15 protein-coding genes are annotated in these 17055 nt (G+C 73.2%); 6 read left to right on the forward strand and 9 right to left on the reverse strand.

Annotated elements, in window-relative coordinates:
• Positions 1–83: 83 nt before the first annotated feature.
• Together hemB and B085_RS42100 are read left to right on the forward strand one after the other, a co-directional pair.
• The gene (hemB, locus tag B085_RS0111565) at positions 84–1085 is read left to right on the forward strand and encodes a porphobilinogen synthase (protein WP_078619852.1); all 1002 of its coding nucleotides are present in this window, start codon (positions 84–86) and stop codon (positions 1083–1085) included.
• A gap of 597 nt (positions 1086–1682) precedes the next feature.
• The gene (locus B085_RS42100; protein WP_018558731.1) at positions 1683–2003 is read left to right on the forward strand and encodes a hypothetical protein; all 321 of its coding nucleotides are present in this window, start codon (positions 1683–1685) and stop codon (positions 2001–2003) included.
• A 94-nt stretch (positions 2004–2097) separates the two neighbouring features.
• On the opposite strand, the gene B085_RS0111575 is transcribed toward B085_RS42100, so the two are convergent.
• Both B085_RS0111575 and argS read right to left on the reverse strand, forming a co-directional pair.
• The gene (locus B085_RS0111575; RefSeq protein ID WP_018558732.1) at positions 2098–2919 is read right to left on the reverse strand and encodes a DUF4253 domain-containing protein; all 822 of its coding nucleotides are present in this window, start codon (positions 2917–2919) and stop codon (positions 2098–2100) included.
• 92 nt (positions 2920–3011) lie between these two features.
• Positions 3012–4757, reverse strand: a complete 1746-nt coding sequence (gene argS / locus B085_RS0111580; RefSeq protein ID WP_018558733.1) for an arginine--tRNA ligase — start codon at positions 4755–4757, stop codon at positions 3012–3014.
• 128 nt (positions 4758–4885) lie between these two features.
• Between argS and lysS the strand changes: the two genes are divergently transcribed.
• Complete coding sequence (lysS, locus tag B085_RS0111585; protein ID WP_018558734.1) at positions 4886–6553, forward strand: lysine--tRNA ligase; 1668 nt, start codon at positions 4886–4888, stop codon at positions 6551–6553.
• Between the two features lie 306 nt (positions 6554–6859).
• On the opposite strand, the gene B085_RS0111595 is transcribed toward lysS, so the two are convergent.
• From B085_RS0111595 to B085_RS0111610, 4 genes are all read right to left on the reverse strand, one after another.
• Positions 6860–7120: a hypothetical protein gene (locus B085_RS0111595; RefSeq protein ID WP_018558736.1), complete on the reverse strand. Its 261-nt coding sequence runs from the start codon at positions 7118–7120 to the stop codon at positions 6860–6862.
• Positions 7121–7204: 84 nt separating this feature from the next.
• Positions 7205–8491, reverse strand: coding sequence for a DUF2637 domain-containing protein (locus B085_RS0111600; RefSeq protein WP_018558737.1), 1287 nt, complete (start codon positions 8489–8491; stop codon positions 7205–7207).
• A 119-nt stretch (positions 8492–8610) separates the two neighbouring features.
• Positions 8611–9312, reverse strand: coding sequence for a DUF3558 domain-containing protein (locus tag B085_RS0111605; RefSeq protein WP_018558738.1), 702 nt, complete (start codon positions 9310–9312; stop codon positions 8611–8613).
• A 65-nt stretch (positions 9313–9377) separates the two neighbouring features.
• Entirely contained in the window at positions 9378–10184 is an 807-nt protein-coding gene (locus tag B085_RS0111610; protein WP_234018556.1) for a hypothetical protein, read from the reverse strand.
• A 217-nt stretch (positions 10185–10401) separates the two neighbouring features.
• Between B085_RS0111610 and B085_RS0111615 the strand changes: the two genes are divergently transcribed.
• A complete protein-coding gene (locus tag B085_RS0111615; RefSeq protein WP_026250942.1) occupies positions 10402–11595 on the forward strand; it encodes an RtcB family protein in 1194 nt (397 codons plus the stop codon).
• Between the two features lie 67 nt (positions 11596–11662).
• Here the strand turns inward: B085_RS0111615 and B085_RS0111620 are convergent, their stop codons facing one another.
• A complete protein-coding gene (locus tag B085_RS0111620) occupies positions 11663–12418 on the reverse strand; it encodes an SDR family NAD(P)-dependent oxidoreductase (protein WP_026250943.1) in 756 nt (251 codons plus the stop codon).
• A 188-nt stretch (positions 12419–12606) separates the two neighbouring features.
• Positions 12607–14121, reverse strand: coding sequence for an FAD-dependent oxidoreductase (locus tag B085_RS0111625; RefSeq protein ID WP_018558742.1), 1515 nt, complete (start codon positions 14119–14121; stop codon positions 12607–12609).
• 114 nt (positions 14122–14235) lie between these two features.
• Between B085_RS0111625 and B085_RS0111630 the strand changes: the two genes are divergently transcribed.
• Together B085_RS0111630 and B085_RS0111635 are read left to right on the forward strand one after the other, a co-directional pair.
• On the forward strand, positions 14236–14814 hold the full coding sequence (locus tag B085_RS0111630) for a TetR family transcriptional regulator (RefSeq protein ID WP_018558743.1): 579 nt from the start codon (positions 14236–14238) through the stop codon (positions 14812–14814).
• A gap of 58 nt (positions 14815–14872) precedes the next feature.
• The gene (locus tag B085_RS0111635; RefSeq protein WP_018558744.1) at positions 14873–15859 is read left to right on the forward strand and encodes a 2-hydroxyacid dehydrogenase; all 987 of its coding nucleotides are present in this window, start codon (positions 14873–14875) and stop codon (positions 15857–15859) included.
• A 41-nt stretch (positions 15860–15900) separates the two neighbouring features.
• Here B085_RS0111635 and B085_RS0111640 read toward each other — a convergent pair whose 3' ends face one another.
• On the reverse strand, positions 15901–16641 hold the full coding sequence (locus B085_RS0111640) for a hypothetical protein (protein ID WP_018558745.1): 741 nt from the start codon (positions 16639–16641) through the stop codon (positions 15901–15903).
• Between the last annotated feature and the right edge of the window lie 414 nt (positions 16642–17055).

The raw sequence follows: 17055 nt of genomic DNA on the forward strand, positions 1-17055 counted from the left end.
AACGGGTCGGCATGAGCACGGCGCGTACGGGCGTACCGTGGAACGCGGAAACGGCCCGGGACGGAGAAAGGCACGGCGCGGTGATGAGCGGAAACGGAAGCGGATACGGTCAGTTCCCCGGTACGAGGCCCCGCCGGCTGCGTACGACGCCCGCGATGCGCCGCCTCGTCGCGGAGACCCGGCTGCACCCCGCCGAGCTGATCCTCCCCGTCTTCGTCCGCGAGGGCATCGACGCGCCCGTGCCCATCTCCGCCATGCCCGGCGTCGTCCAGCACACTCGTGACACCCTCCGCAAGGCCGCCGTGGAGGCGGCCGAGGCGGGCGTGGGCGGGATCATGCTCTTCGGCGTGCCGCTGGACGAGAAGAAGGACGCCGTGGGGACGCCCGGCACGGATCCGGACGGGATCCTGCAGGTGGCGATCCGCGACGTCGTCAGCGAGGTCGGCGACGCCCTGGTGGTCATGTCCGACCTGTGCCTCGACGAGCACATCGAGCACGGCCACTGCGGCGTGCTGGACTCCGAGGGCCGGGTGGACAACGACGCGACCCTGGAGCGCTACGCGGAGATGGCCCGGGTCCAGGCGGACGCCGGCGTCCACGTCGTCGGCCCCAGCGGCATGATGGACGGTCAGGTCGGGGTCATCAGGGGCGCCCTGGACGCCGCGGGCCACCAGGACGTGTCGGTGCTGGCGTACACCGCGAAGTACGCGTCGGCGTTCTACGGGCCGTTCCGTGAGGCCATCGGGTCCTCGCTCAAGGGCGACCGCAAGACCTACCAGCAGGACCCGGCGAACCAGCGGGAGTCGCTGCGCGAGCTGGCGCTGGACCTCGCCGAGGGCGCCGACATGGTGATGGTGAAGCCCGCGGGGCCGTACCTCGACGTGGTGGCGAAGGTCGCCGAGTCCGTGGACGTGCCGGTGGCGGCGTACCAGATCAGCGGCGAGTTCGCGATGGTCGAGGCGGCCGCCGAGCGCGGCTGGATCGACCGCGACCGGGCGATCATGGAGACCCTGACCGGGATCCGCCGCGCGGGCGCCCAGTTGATCCTCACCTACTGGGCGACCGAGGTGGCCGCGCAGCTCTGAGCCCGCGGCCGTCCCCGCCGCCCGGGGGCGGCCCGTGAGCCCGGCGCGGACACCCGTGGTGCCGCGTCCGGCGAACGCCCGTGCCGGGCACACGAGTCCGGTCCATCGCCCTGACCGGCGGCGACAGCGCCGGGGCGCGGCGCGTCCGTATCCCCGCATGCCCGGGACCGGCGGCGACGGTCCCGGGCCGCCCGGACCGGCCGGACGTTTCCCGGCCCGGACGCCGGGCTGCGGAGGGGAGGCGACGGGCGTAGGGCGTGACGCCCTGTCAGTGCGGCCAGGCCGTCCCCGCGAGCCGCTGACCGGGTGTGGTCGGCGGCAGATGAGTGATCATTCCCGGCCGGGTCTGCAGCCGGGGCGGTCACCTGCCGAAGCAGGGTGGGCGGCGCTCCTCCCGCGCTGCCCGGACGCGGTACCCACAGATGATCGCGCGCAGGACGCGGATGTGGACGGCGCGGTTCCAGGTTGCCCGGCATTTCATTACATCAAGTGGCGTTGGTGGCGATTCGGACTTAACGGCCCATCTCGGTGGGAAGTTCACAGCAAGTCCACAGCAGGCGGAGGCACAAGGGCCTCCGCCGTGAAAGGAGAACCGCGATGCGGATTCCCCGATTCGCCGCCGCGCTGGGCGTCGCTGCCGCCGTCCTTCTGGGCGGCGCCGGCGCTGCCGGCGCCGCAACGCCGCCGACGGCGGCGGTGTCGCACACGACCCAGGCGACAAACGACCGGGGCGGCGAGTACCGGCACGACGGTGACCGCGGCCGAGGCGGCGAGTTCCGCCGTGACCGGGGGCGTGACGGCCGTGAGTTCCGCCGTGGCGGGCGCGACGGCCGCTGGTACCACCGCCACCACCGGCACCACCCGCGCTGGCACCACCGCCACCACCGTCACGACCACCGCTGGCACTTCCACCGCTGAGCGGTGCTGACCGGGTCGTCTCGGGGGTGTCCTTCCACCGCGGGGAAGGACACCCGTGGCTCGGGCCCGGTCGACGGCGCCGCCTAGGCCTGGCCTAGTCCCACCAGAAGGACCAGGCGTGCGCGTCCACCAGGGACTCGGCGTACGCCCGCAGCGAGCCGCTGCCCTGGGTGACGTTGTCGGGGCAGAAGGCGAAGTGCTCGGCGGCCACGGCCTCGGCCTCGGCCACCGTGGCCGGCGGCGCGGCCACGGAGAGGACGAGCACGTCGAAGGCGACGGCCACGACGCGCACACCGAAGCGCTCCTCCCAGGAGCGCAGGACGGCACAGAGCCGGGCCACGTCGTTCTCGTGGTTGCACGGTCCCGTCCAGCCGATGGCCGCGGGGACGTCGGCGCTGCGCCGGGCGGGGACGAGGGCCGCTCGGGGGTCCTTGATCCACCCCTCCCCGACCACGGACGCGGCGACCTCGGCCGCCCTGACGTCCGGGTCGGCCTCGAACTCCCGCGCGGGGGCGAGGCCGGGCCACGTCCGGCCGAACGGGGCGGTCAGGTCCGCGTCGTGCTCGTCGGACTCCTCCTCGTCGGACTCCTCCTCGTCGCCCCAGAGGCCGGCGAGGACCTCGTCGGCGTCGTGGCCGCCCGGATAGGACATCGCCCCGGGGTCCAGGTCCCTGGTGGCCGGCAGCGCCTCGTCCATGGAGAGCAGCACCGGGTGCAGCCCCGCCGACATCCGCGCGGGGAGCAGCCCTTCCCAGGAGTCCGGCTCGGCCGGCGCTTCCGAGTGCCACAGCAGCGGTTCGTGCCGGCGGCCGTCGCTCGTGGTGTCGACGAGGGTGCCGGGCGGGAGGTTCAGGCCCAGGGACCGGCCGGCCGGGTCCTGCGCGAGCTTCGGGAGCTGGTTGGGGAGCATCGCCATGGCCGTGAATGTAGGGGTGCCCACCGACAACGGCGGCCCCGGGGGGAGTGATGACTCCCGCCGGGGCCGCCGTCGTACGGACGCGGGGCGCGTCAGAGGCGCTCGGGCGTGCGGATGCCGAGCAGCGCCATGCCCTGCCGCAGGGTGCGGGCGGTCAGGTCGCAGAGGAAGAGGCGGTTCTCCCGCAGTTCGGGGGTCTCGGCCTTCAGGACCGGGCACTGGTCGAAGAAGGTGGTGTACGCCGAGGCCAGCGCGTACAGGTACGAGGCCAGCTTGTGCGGCTCGTAGGTCTCCGAGACGCCCGCCAGGGTCTCCGCGAACTCGTCCAGCAGGAGGCCGAGCGCCCGCTCGGCCGGGGCCAGCGGCAGCTCGGGGTGCGCGACCGGCTTCGCGTCCCCCGCCTTGCGGAGGATGGAGCGGTTCCGGGCGTACGCGTACTGCAGGTACACGCTCGTGTCGCCGTTGAGCGAGACCATCCGGTCCAGGTCGAAGACGTAGTCCCGGCCGAGCGAGGTCGACAGGTCGGCGTACTTGATCGCGCCGATGCCTACCTCCTTGGCCCGGTCCGCGACCTCCTCGTCCGCCAGCTCCGAGGACTTCTCCCGGATGACGGTCGCGGCGCGCTCCACCGCCTCGTCCAGCAGGTCGACCAGCCGGAAGGTCTCGCCGGACCGGGTCTTGTACGGCTTGCCGTCCTTGCCGAGCAGCGTGCCGAACGGGATGTGGAGCGCCGTGACCTCGTCGGTCAGCCAGCCGGCCCGCCTGGCCGTCTCGAAGACCATCTTGAAGTGCAGGGCCTGCCGGGAGTCCACGACGTACAGGAGCGTGTCGGCGTGCAGGTCCGCGGTGCGGTTGCGGATCGCGGACAGGTCGGTCGCGGCGTAGCCGAAGCCGCCGTCGGCCTTCTGCACGATGAGCGGGACGGGCTCGCCGTCCTTGCCCTTGACGTCGTCGAAGAAGACGCACAGCGCGCCGTTGGAGCGCACGGCGACGCCGGACTCCTCCAGCAGCTTGCAGGTCTCGACCAGCATGTCGTTGTAGCCGGACTCGCCCACGACGTCCTCGTCGCGGATCTCGATGTCGAGCTTGTCGTAGACGGAGTTGAAGTAGATCTTCGACTCGTCCACGAACCGCTGCCACATCGCCAGCGTCTCCGGGTCGCCGGCCTGCAGGTCGACGACGCGCTTGCGCGACCGGGTCTTGAACTCCTCGTCGGCGTCGAAGACCGTCCGGGAGGCCTTGTAGAGCCGGTTGAGGCGCGACATCGAGGCCTCGCCCGCCTCCTCGCCGGCCTCGGACGCCTCGTGGTCCAGCTCGTGCGGGTGCTCCACCAGGTACTGGATGAGCATGCCGAACTGGGTGCCCCAGTCGCCGATGTGATGGCGGCGGATCACCGTCTCGCCCTCGAACTCGAGGATCTTGACCAGCGCGTCGCCGATCACGGAGGACCGCAGGTGGCCGACGTGCATCTCCTTGGCCACGTTCGGCTGCGCGTAGTCGATCACCGTGGTGCCCGGCTCCGGCTTCACGGGCACGCCGAGCCGGTCGTCGGCGTCCCGGGCGGCGAGCGTCCGGGTGATCGCGGCGTCCGAGACGGTGATGTTGAGGAAGCCCGGTCCCGAGACCTCGACGGCGGCGATCAGCTCGTCGTCGGCCGGGAGGGCCTCGACGACCTGGGCGGCCAGCTCGCGCGGGTTCTGCTTGCTCCGCTTGGCGAGGCCCAGCACGCCGTTGGCCTGGAAGTCGGCCCGGTCGCTACGTCGCAGCAGCGGGTCGGCACCGAGGGCGTCAGCGACGCGCTGCTGGATCGAGGCGGAAAGCGAGTTGACCGAGGCCATGGGATGGGTGCTTCCTGAGAGGGATCGGAGATCAACCCTCAGTATCCCACGCGCTACCACTCATTTTTCTCTGGGACAATTGCCGGGTACCGCGCTACCCGCTGCACAGGTGGAAGGAAGTCGAGACAGTGGCTCAGAGCACCGAGGCCGACTGGGTCGCCCGCTTCGCGGACGACGTCATCGCGGAAGCCGAGCGTCGGGCTCCGGGCAAGAAAATCATCGTCGCCTCGGGTATCAGCCCCTCCGGCCCGATCCACCTGGGCAACCTGCGCGAGATCATGGTCCCGCACCTGGTCGCCGACGAGATCAAGCGGCGCGGTGTGCCCTGCGAGCACATCCTGTCCTGGGACGACTTCGACCGCTACCGCAAGGTGCCGGCCGGTTACGACCCGTCGTACGCCGAGCACATCGGCAAGCCGCTGACCTCCGTGCCGGCGCCCGAGGGCAGCTCGTACGAGACCTGGTCGGACCACTTCAAGGCCCCGTTCCGCGAGGCGCTGGCGGCGCTCGGCGTCGAGGTCAGCGAGATCAGCCAGACCGTCGAGTACACCTCCGGCGCCTACCGCGAGCAGATCCTGCACGCGATGCGCGAGCGCCGGCGGATCGACGAGGTGCTCGGCCGCTACCGGACGAAGAAGAAGGGCGGCGGCGAGGAGCAGGACGACGAGGAGGCCACGCTCGCGCAGGCCCCCGAGTACTTCCCGTACAAGCCGTACTGCTCGGCCTGCGGCAAGGACACGACCACGGTCGTCGCCTACGACGACGACACCACCGACCTCACCTACGAGTGCCAGGACTGCGGCAACCGCGAGACCGTGCGGCTGAGCGAGTTCGACCGCGGCAAGCTGGTCTGGAAGGTCGACTGGCCGATGCGCTGGGCCTTCAAGGGCGTGGACTTCGAGCCCTCCGGCGTCGACCACCAGTCGCCCGGCTCCTCGTGGATGGTCGGCCAGCAGCTGGTGCGCGAGATCTTCGGCGCCGAGCCGCCCATCGGCCCGATGTACGCCTTCGTCGGCATCAGCGGCATGGCCAAGATGTCCAGCTCCAAGGGCGGCGTGCCGATCGCGGCCGACGCGCTGCAGATCATGGAGCCGCAGCTGCTGCGCTGGCTGTACGCCCGCCGGCGGCCCAACCAGGCGTTCAACATCTCCTTCGGCGACGAGATCTCCCGCACCTACGACGAGTGGGACGCGTTGGAGCGCAAGGTCGCCGAGGGCACGGCCGCCCCGGTGGACCTCGCGGTGCACTCGCGGGCGGCGGGCACCGCGAGCGGTGAACTGCCCACCACACCGCGCAAGCTGCCGTACCGCACCCTCGCCTCGGTCGTGGACATCACGACCGGGGACGAGGAGCAGACGCTGCGCATCCTGCGCGACTTCGACCAGGAGAAGCCGCTGGCCTCCCTGGACGAGGCCCGGCCGCGGCTGGACTGCGCCGAGCGCTGGGTCAACACCCACGTCGAGCCGGAGGCCCGTACCCGGGTGCGCACCGAGCCGGACGCGGAGGCCCTGGCGGCTCTGTCCGGCGAGGAGCGGGAGGCGCTGAAGCTGCTGGTGGACGGGCTGCCCGAGCACTGGTCGCTGGACGGGCTGACCACCCTGGTCTACGGAGTCCCGAAGATCCAGGCGGGCTTCGCGCCCGACGCCAAGCCGACGCCGGAGATGAAGGTCGCCCAGCGCTCCTTCTTCGCCCTTCTCTACCAGCTGCTGGTCGGCCGGGACACCGGTCCGCGGCTGCCCACGCTGCTGCTGGCGGTCGGTCAGGACCGCGTGCGGGAGCTGCTGGCGGCGAGCTGAGCCGGACGCGCACGCGACGGCGGCGGGTGGCCCGGCCACCCGCCGCCGTCGCGCGTACCGTGGCGCGAATATTCGCTGCGCGACGAACCGGGCGACGCGGGGCCGGTGTTCGACGCCCGCGCCGTCGAGCAGCGCTACGACCTGACCGGGCGGGCCCGCACGAGCGTGCCGCTGGTGATCGACGTGGCGGGCCGCACGATGCGGTGGCTCGACGTGGCCGAGGGCGTCACCGGCACCTGCCACTCCGTGGCGCGGCACGGCGACGGCCTCGCCGCGCTCGCCGAGGGTCTGACCGCGTTGTTCGCCTCAGGGGCCCGGGTGGGGCTGGGTGAACTGGCCGTCTGGCAGGCCGCGGCCCGCGCCGCGACCGTCCTGCTGCGGCACGCGGACGGCTCCACCACTGCCTACCGGCGGCGGGAGGACGAGTCCGCGGCGGAGTTCGCGGCCCGGATCGGTTCGCCGTACGCCGATCCCGCCGACGGTGCGGAGCCGGACGCGGCGCGGCTGGCGTACCTGCTGCGCGGCGACGTCGCCGTGGCCGAGGGCGGCGAGGTGTTCGCGCTGCACCCGGCAGCCCTCGACGCGGCGCGGGTGCGGCTGCTGTCGGCGTCCGACGTGGTCGCCTCGCTGGCCCGGCCGCGGGCTGGGGCGCTACGACGCGTACTGGCCGTCGAGTTCGAGCCGGCGGCGCAGTTCGCGGACGTAGGGGCGCAGCGTGCTCTCGCTGAGCGGGCCGCCGTTGGGGCTGGAGATGCCGTAGCGGTCCTGCAGGATCAGGCCGAACTGGCGGGCGTTGGGGAAGTTCCCGAACTGCTGGTGGTAGGCCCGGAAGGCGCGGTCGTAGATCTCCTCGCGGGAGGTGTCCTCCGTGACGGGCTCCGGCTCGGGTTCGGGCTCGGGGTAGAAGTCCGGGTCGGGCTCCGGGGCGAACTCGGCGCGGGGAGTGGGGATCACGCCGTTGCCGTCGGCGAGGGCGCGGCGGCGGTTCCCGGCGCCGACCGGGGCGGTGACGGGTTCGAGCGCCGGGGCGGGCTGCTGGTACGGCTCCGGCGCCTGGTACGGATCGGCCGCCGGTTCCGGAGCGGGCGCGGGGGCGGGTGCCGGAGCGGGGGTCCGCTGCTCGACCTGGACCTGCGGCTCGGCCGGGACCGGTTCGGGGGCCGGCTCAGGGGCGTGCCACTCGGGCTCGGGCACGTGACCCGCCTCCCGCGCGGGGGCCGGTTCGGCGGCGGACAGCGCGGCGGGGGCCGGCGCGGGGGCCGGGAGGTCGATGCCCGCGGCGGCCAGGCCGATGGCCGCGGTCTGCTCCATCGGCACCCCGTACCGGGCGAGCTTCAGCGGCATCAGGGACTCGACCGGGGCCTTGCGGCGCCAGGCCCGGCCGTAGCGGGCGCGCAGCCGGGCGCGGTAGACGAGACGTTCCTGCTCGACCCGGATGACCTCGTCGTAGCTGCGCAGCTCCCACAGCTTCATGCGCCGCCAGAGGCGGAAGGTCGCGAAGGGGGCCAGCAGCCAGCGGGCGAGCCGGACCGACTCCATGTGCTTGTCGGCGGTGATGTCGGCGACCCGGCCGATCGCGTGCCGGGCCGCCTCCACCGAGACGACGAAGAGGATCGGGATGATGCCGTGCATCCCGACGCCGAGCGGGTCCGGCCAGGCCGCCGCGCCGTTGAAGGCGATCGTGGCGGCCGTCAGCAGCCACGCCGTCTGGCGCAGCAGCGGGAACGGGATGCGCAGCCAGGTCAGCAGCAGGTCGAGTGCGAGCAGCACCACGATCCCGGCGTCGATGCCTATCGGGAAGACATTGGCGAACCAGCCGAAGTCCTTGCGCAGCGCCAGCTCGCGCACGGCCGCGTACGAGCCCGCGAAGCCGATCGCGGCGATGACCACCGCGCCCGTGACGACCACACCGATCAGGATCCGGTGCGTCCGGTTCATGCGTATCGCGGACACCCGCGACCCTCCCAGGCTCGGAAACTGGCCTGCCCAGCCTGCCACACGGGGCAACGGGCAGGTTGCCCAAACGTGGTGAATCGGTACAGCGGATCCCGCAGTTGTTACGCGTTCGCCGCCGCGACCGCGGTGGCCGCCTCCTTGGCCGCCTTGAGCGCGCCGGCCTTCAGGCCGGAGCCGGCCGGGGTCTTCGCGTCCTCCAGGCCCGCGCCGTTGTAGGTGAGCACCAGCACGGCGTTCCCGGTGCGGGCGACGACCGTGACGTCCCGGTACTCCTCCTTGTCCTTCTTCGCCGTCGAGGTGACCGCGGTGCCCGCGTCCCACACGCCGTCCACCGCGACCGGAGTGCTCTTGGCGCCCTTGACCCGGCCGGCCTCGGCGACCTGCTCGGCGTACCGCTCCTTCGCCTGCTCCTCGGCCGAGCCGAGGCCCGCGACCGTGTCGTAGCGCTGGAGGGAGACGTCGAGCCAGCGGTACTGGTAGCCGTCCAGGCCGTTCCAGGAGCAGCCGCCGCGCTCGTCGCGCTCGGCGGAGTGCGCGGGGGTGCCCGCGGGCTTCTTCGCCTTGGGGACCAGGGACTTGACGGTCTTGGCGCCGATGACCCGGCACGGGTCGGGGAGTTCGGAGTACCTGGCGGCGACGGCGCTTGGCGACGGTGACGCGGACTTCGACGCGGGGGCCGAGGCTGCGGCCTTGTGTGCGTCGTCCTTCGACGAGTCCGAGCCGGAGGAGCAGCCGGCGACGAGCATCACCGGCACGGCCGCGCCCACGAGCAGGCGGGCGAGGTGCGGGGCTGATCGGTGCATGGATCCTTCGCTCATTTCGTTGCGTGTCATGTCATGGCACAAACGGCCAGAGTACGCGCTTCGTCTCATTCGTCGAGTTGATCTGCCAGCTCGGCCGCGACCTGGCGGGCGCCCAGCTGCAGCTCTTCGCTGGGCGGTTCGACCGATTTGTCCGTTGACCACTGGGAGAGTTCGACGGTGACCAGGACGTTCGCCATGCGGAAGACCACGGCGATGTCGCGGTGGAGTCCGGAGTCCTGGGTCTTGAGGGCGTCGTCGAGGAAGGCCCCGTCGCCGAGGTCGTCGAGGGCGCGCGGAGAGGTGTCGCCGGTGGCCGTGACGGACGGCGAGGGGGCGCCCGAGGCCGTGGGGTTTGCGCTCTCCGCGCCGGGCGGGCCCGCGGTCGCCGACGCGGAGGCGGCGGCGTCGGCCGGCGCCGTGGCGGCCGGAATGTGGGCCTCCGCGGCCCGGCTGTCGTAGTCCGCCGTGGCCTGGCTCTCGTCGCTGACGGATGTGTCGTACGACACGACGCGCTCGAGGTCGATGTGGAGGTAGCGGTTGCCGAGCTCGGTGCGGCCGGTCCACCTGCAGCCCGCCTTGCGGTCCGTGTCGAACGTCACGGTCGCCTCGCCCGCGTAGTCGTCCGCTTCCGGGACGAACTTCTCGAGCGTGCCGGGGGCCAGCGAACCGCACGGCTCGGGCAGTACCCGGTAGCGGCCGGGCGGGGCGGCCGGGGTGGGCTGCCTGCCGTCCGCGGTGTCCCCGTTGCGTGCGCCGTCCCCCGTGCCGCCCGAGCCTGTGCACCCCGCCAGCGCGGCGGCGGCGAGCGCGGTCGTGCACACCGCGGCCACCAGGCCCCGGACCCGGTGCACGCGGTCTCCCGTTGGCTGCACTTGAGGTGGCCCCTTCCTCCGGCGATCGGTCCGGCGCCCGCGTAAATCCCTTGGCGGGGGTGGGCGACGGGTAGACACAATGTCTACCGCACGCGCTGCGGCCGTCGCCGGATCATGGGGCTGTATGGCTGGCTTCGCCCTTTATTTCGCTTTCCGTTGAGACGTGTTGTTTGTGTTGCCTTGATGGAAATCACCGTCCGACCCAGGGGGGATCGAGATGTCGTACACAGAAGTGCCCGGAGTGCGGGTGCCCATCCGCATGTGGACCGACCCGGCCACGGTCGAGGGCGGAGCCATGCAGCAGCTGCGCAACGTCTCCTCGCTGCCGTGGATCAAGGGTCTCGCCGTCATGCCCGACGTCCACTACGGCAAGGGCGCCACGGTGGGCTCGGTGATCGCGATGCACGGCGCGGTCTGCCCGGCCGCGGTCGGCGTGGACATCGGCTGCGGCATGAGCGCCGTGCGGACCTCGCTGACGGCCGAGGACCTGCCCGGCGACCTCTCCCGGCTCCGCTCCAAGATCGAGCAGGCCGTCCCGGTCGGCCGCGGCATGCACGACGAGGCCGTCGACCCCGCCCGGCTGTACGGCCTGTCCGCCGCCGGCTGGGACCGCTTCTGGGACGGCTTCGACGACCTGGCCGAGCCCGTCCGGTTCCGCCGGGAGCGCGCGACGAAGCAGATGGGCAGCCTCGGTTCCGGCAACCACTTCATCGAGGTCTGCCTCGACGAGGAGGGCGCGGTCTGGCTGATGCTGCACTCCGGCTCGCGCAACATCGGCAAGGAGCTCGCCGAGTACCACATCGGCGAGGCCCAGAAGCTGTCCCACAACCAGGGCCTGGTCGACCGCGACCTGGCCGTCTTCATCGCGGACACCCCGCAGATGGCGGCCTACCGGCGCGACCTGTTCTGGGCGCAGGACTACGCGAAGCGCAACCGCGCGATCATGATGGCCCTGTTCCAGGAGGTGCTGCGGCGCGAGTTCCGCAAGGCCAGGGTCACCTTCGACGAGGTCATCTCCTGCCACCACAACTACGTGGCGGAGGAGCGCTACGACGGGATGGACCTGCTCGTCACCCGCAAGGGCGCGATCAGGGCCGGCGGCGGCGACCACGGCATCATCCCGGGCTCCATGGGCACGGGTTCGTACATCGTCCGCGGCCTCGGCAACACCGACTCCTTCAACTCCGCCTCGCACGGCGCGGGCCGCAAGATGAGCCGCACCGCGGCGAAGAAGCGGTTCTCCACGCGGGACCTGGAGGAGCAGACCAAGGGCGTCGAGTGCCGCAAGGACTCGGGTGTGGTGGACGAGATCCCGGGCGCGTACAAGCCGATCGAGAAGGTGATCGAGCAGCAGCGGGACCTCGTGCAGGTCGTCGCGAAGCTCAAGCAGGTCGTCTGCGTGAAGGGTTGAGCCCGGCCGGGCGGGCGGGTCCGGGGCCGCGAAGGGCCCCGTAGCCGCCCGTCGTCCCGCCGGGCGGCTACGGCTCCCGGTGCACCCGGTGCTGGGCGGCCTGGGCGCGGGGGCGGACGACCAGCAGGTCGACGTTGACGTGGGGCGGGCGGGTGACCGCCCAGGTGACCGTGTCGGCGACGTCCTCGGAGGTGAGGGGCTCGGCCACGCCCGCGTAGACGGCGGCGGCCTTCTCCTCGTCGCCGTGGAAGCGGGTGAGGGCGAAGCCCTCGGACTTCACCATGCCGGGGGCGATCTCGACCACGCGGACCGGCTCGCCGAGCAGTTCCAGGCGGAGCGTCCCGGCGAGGGCGTGGGCGCCGTGCTTGGCCGCCACGTACCCGCCGCCACCCTCGTACGGGGTGAAGGCGGCCGTGGAGGAGAGCACGACCACGGTGCCGTCGCCGGAGGCGATCAGCGCGGGCAGGAAGGCCTGGACGGTGTTGAGCACGCCGAGGACGTTGACCTCGTACATCGTGCGCCACTCCGCGGGGTCGGCGGTGGCGACCGGGTCCGCGCCGAGCGCGCCGCCGGCGTTGGCGAACAGGACGTCCACCCGGTCCAGCGAGGCGGCGAGCGCGTCGACGGCGCTGCGGTCGGTGACGTCGACGGCGACGGCCGCCGCCGAGTGGCCCGCGGCGGTGATCTCCTCGGCGAGCGCCTCCAGGCGGTCGGCACGGCGGGCGGTGAGCACGACGTGGTAGCCGGCTTCGGCCAGCCTGCGGGCGGTGGCGGCACCGATGCCGCTGCTCGCGCCGGTCACGACTGCGGTACGGGGGCTCATGGTCGTGCTGCCTTTCGCCGTTCGGGGGCCGGAGGTCCGAGGCCGGGGGTCCGGGTGGGGCAAGTGCCCGCCCACGCCTGCAGCATAGGCGCGGGGGCGACGCGCGCTCTCGGCGCGGTCCGCCGGGTGAACGCCGGCGGGGCCGACCGCGCCGGCCGCCGGTCGCGGGGCCCCAGCCGGGACAGCGGTCACGCCTCCCCGGTCCACGCCGCCAGGGCCGCGGCGCGGTCCCCGGCGGCGGCGCGCTCGGCGGCCCAGGCGACATAGCCGTCGGGGCGGACGAGCAGCGTGGTGCGGCCGCCGTCCGTACGGGTGACGTGGACGGCGCGCGGGTCGGCGGGAGCGGGGGTGTCCGCGGGGCCGTCCGCGAGGCTCTCGGGGGTCACGAGGACGAAGCGGCCCGCGCGCAGGGCCTCGTACAGCCGGCCCTCGCGCAGGGGCAGATCGGGCGCGCGCCGGCCGGTCAGGGGATGGGCGCCGCGCGGGGCGGGATAGGCGACGCCGATGCCGGTGACCGTGCCCAGGGCCCTTCGGCGCAGTGGCGGGAGGTGCCCGACGGCCAGGGAGAGCAGGTCGCGGAGGGCCCGCTGGAGGGCGTTGTGGGCCATGGCGAGCCGGATGATGCCGCCGCTGCTGCGCAGCACCATGGCGCCCACCGGGTGCCGTTCGGTCTGATAGGTGTCGAGCAGCGTGTCGGACGCGCCGCCGCGGACCACGGCGGCTAGCTTCCACCCGAGGTTGGCGGCGTCCTGCAGGCCGGTGTTCATCCCCTGTCCGCCGGCGGGGGAGTGGACGTGCGCCGCGTCCCCGGCGAGCAGCACGCGGCCGGCGCGGTAGACGGGCACCTGGCGTTCGTCGCTGTGGAAGCGGGAGAGCCAGCGGGCCTCGCCCATGCCGTGGTCGGTGCCCAGGGCGCGGCGCGTGATGTCGCGGACCTCGTCGAGGCCGACCGGGTCGCCGTCGGGCCGCTCGCCCGCGCGGTCCCAGCACATCACGCGGTACCAGCCGTCGCCGAAGGGCGCGATGAAGGCGAAGGCGTCTCCGGTGCCGTTGACGGTCAGCAGCCCGGGGGGCGGCTCGGCGAGCCTGACGTCTGCGAGCACGATCGACCGGATCACGGACCGCCCGGGGAAGGGCAGGCCCAGCGCGGTCCGGACGGCGCTGCGGTGTCCGTCGGCGCCGACCGCGTACGCGGCGCGACGGGCGGTGACGGTGCCGTCGGCGGCACGGACGTCGAGCCGGACGCCCTCGTCGTCCTGGTGCACGGCCAGCACCTCGGCGCCGTGCTCGAAGCGCACGCCGGCGGCGCGGGCGCGGCGTTCCAGCAGCCGCTCCACCTCGTACTGGGGAGTGATCAGCAGATACGGGAAGCGGGAGGGCAGCTCCGTCAGGTCCAGCGAGAGCCGGCGGAAGAGCCGCAGGCCGTTCAGCCGGTGGCCGGTGGCGGCCAGTTCGTCGGCGAGGCCGCGGGCGTCGAGGAGTTCGAGGGTGCGGGCGTGGACGCCGAAGGCCCGGCTCAGGTTGGCGTGTCCCGGGGCGCGGCGCTCCAGGACGGTGACGGGGACGCCGGCGGCGGCGAGGTCCCCGGCGAGCAGCAGGCCGGTGGGGCCCGCCCCCACGACCAGGACCCCGGCCGGGTGGTCCGCGGTGCCGGGGCGACGGACGGCGTCGATGCGGTTCTCGGTGCGGTTCTCGGTGGTCATGGCGGCCTCCTGGGGCCAACGTCTGTGGGCCAACGTCTGTAGGCCAACGCTTGTTGGCAAACGTAGAACGGCCCCTCTGGTGATGTCAACAGCTGTTGGCCTACAGTTGTGGGCATGACTGCGACGTCCCCCGCCCCCCGCCGGTCCGACGCCACCCGCGCGGCGATCCTCACCGCGGCCCGCGACCGCTTCGCCGCCGACGGCTACGAGCGCGCGACCATCCGCGCGATCGCCAGGGACGCCGGCATCGACCCCTCGATGGTCATGCGCTACTACGGCAACAAGGAGGGGCTCTTCGCCGCCGCCTCCGAGTTCGACCTGCGCATGCCGGACGTGGCGGCGGTCGCGACCGAGGACGTCGGCGCCGTTCTCGTCACGCACTTCCTGGAGCGCTGGGAGGAGGACGAGACGCTGACCGCGCTGCTGCGCGTCGGCGTCACCAACCCGGCCGGCGCCGAGCGGATGCGGTCCATCCTGCAGCGGCAGCTCGCACCGGTCGCCGCGGCCGTGTGCCCGGATCCGGAGCCCGCACGGGCCGCGGAACGCGCCGTGCTCGTGGCCTCGCAGATCCTCGGCATGGCCGTCAGCCGGTACGTGCTCCGCTTCCCGCCGGCCGTGGAGATGCCGCGCGAGGCGGTCGTGGCCTGGCTGGCGCCCACCGTCCAGCGGTACCTGACAGCCGTGGCTCCCTGAGCCGGCGGGCGGTCGCCGTCCGCGCGGGGCGGACCCGTGAACGAAGGAGTGACGAGGCATGGAGCAGCCGAAGAACGTCCTCGCGGTGATCGCGCCGCACGTCGGAGGCCGCGGTGCCGGTGCCGCCCTCGCCGGGCTCCTCGGGGACCGGGCCGCCGTCACGGTCGTGGAGTCCGCCGACGAGGACCCGGCCGCGCTGGCCGCGGCCCACGTGATCATGACGGCACTGGGCCCCGTGACGGCCGGGCACCTCGCGCGGGCGACCGCCCTGGAACTCGTCCAGTGCACCGGCCACGGGCACGAGCACGTGGACGTCGCCGCCGCCCGCGCCCGCGGCGTACCGGTGTGCACCATCGGTTCCAGCGGGGCCGAGACGCAGAGCGTCGCCGAGCAGGCCTTCGCGCTGATGCTCGCGCTCGCCAAACGGATCGTCCCCGGGCACGAGGCGCTCTCCCGCGGTGAGTGGCCGCTGCCCCGTCTGCAGCGCTCGCTGACCGGACTGGACGGCCGGGTCCTCGGCGTGATCGGCCTCGGGGCGATCGGGCAGGCCGTGGCCCGGCGGGCCGCCGCCTTCGGGATGACCGTGCTCTACACCTCGCGCGGGCCCGTACCGGCCGAGGCCGAGCGGCTGCTCGGCGCCCGCCGTGTGCCGCTGGAGGAACTGCTGGCGGCCGCCGACTACGTCTCCGTCCACGTCCCGCTGAACGGCGCGACCCGGCATCTGCTCGACGCGCGGCGGCTGGCGCTGCTCAAACCGACGGCCTTCCTGGTCAACACGGCGCGCGGCGCGGTCGTCGACCAGGACGCGCTGGCCGACGCCCTGGAGGCCGGGCGCCTGGCCGGTGCCGGGCTCGACGTCTTCGAACCCGAGCCGCCGCCGGCCGGGACACGGCTGCTCCAGGCGCCCAACGTCGTCCTGTCGCCGCACGCGGGGGGTGCCACCCGGGACACCGTGGCGCGGATCGCCCTGGCCGCCGTCCGCAACGTCGTGGACTTCCTCGACGGCCGGCCGCCACGGGACGTCGTCCGCGCCGCGGAGGCCTGAACGGGTCCCGGGAGAAGGCGCCTTGCCCGCCCGCCGCCGGCTCAGGCGCTCTGGTCACCCTCGACGTTGGTGCCCGGGCCGAGCCCGGCGAGCGCGTCCTTGGCCACCGCCAGGGCACCGTCGCGGACCTCGGAGTCGTCCGGCGACTTCTTATTCTCGAAGTCGCTGCCGTTGTAGGTGACGGTCACGACCGCGTTGCCCTTGCGGAACACCACGACCGCCTCGCGCGTCTGCTGCTTGTCCTCGGTCGTCAGCTCCACGGACACGGACGCCTCGTCGCCGATGCCGGCGGCCGTGATCGACTTCTTCAGCCGCTTGTACGAGGCCTTCGCCGCAGCCTCGCCGTCCTGGCCGCCGCTGCTGGTGGACACCTCGAAGGTCACGTCGAGCCACCGGTAGTCGAAGCCCTTGAGGGCGTTCCACGAGCAGCCGGTGCGGTGCGAGGGGTCGGTGAGGGAGAGCTGCTTGCCCGCCGTCTTGGCCTCCGGCACCAGCTTCTTGATGGTCGCGGCCTTGATCGCGGTGCACGGTGCGGGAGGTTTGGTGTAGGTGGCGGGCGCGTCTTTCGAGCCGTCCGAACCGGAACCGGAACCGGACCCGGAACCGGAGTCCGAACCCGAGCCGGAGTCCGACCCGGACGGGGCGGCGGAGCCGGCCGGGGATCCGTTCGCCGACGTACGGCCGGCCTCCTCGTGGGACGAGGAGGCCATCGTCCAGCCGACGATGGCGAGTATGGCGGTGGGCAGCAGACGAGCCGCCAGGGTGAGGGGCAGGGACGCCACGGCGGTCTTCTCTTCGTCGATCCTGAGGAACCTGGGGCTGAGGAGGTGCGTGGGGGACGTGGGGCCTGAGCGTACGACGCGAAGATGAGATTGCCATATGAAAGTGGCCCGGGAACAGACCAGGCGCGTAGGGGTTGCGGCACCGGGCGTGACGGGTGTAGCCGCGCGCCCCCGTCAATCCGGGTGCGCGGCGGTGGTGTCGGAGTCGGGATGGGCGCCGTGACCGATCTTCTGTGGGGCGACGCCGCGGACGCCTTCGACCCCGTCGCCATGGGCAGGCTGCCCGATGTGCGGGTCCCCGGCGTCTCCGCGGCGGACCGGCGGGCGCTGCTCGACCTGGTCGTCGCCCGCGGCTGGTGGCACGAGTACGCGGACGGCTGCCCTGTGCTGCCCCTGCCGACCGCCGCGCGGGTG

The organism is Streptomyces sp. BoleA5 (genome assembly GCF_000373665.1).
Classification (GTDB): Bacteria; Actinomycetota; Actinomycetes; order Streptomycetales; family Streptomycetaceae; genus Actinacidiphila.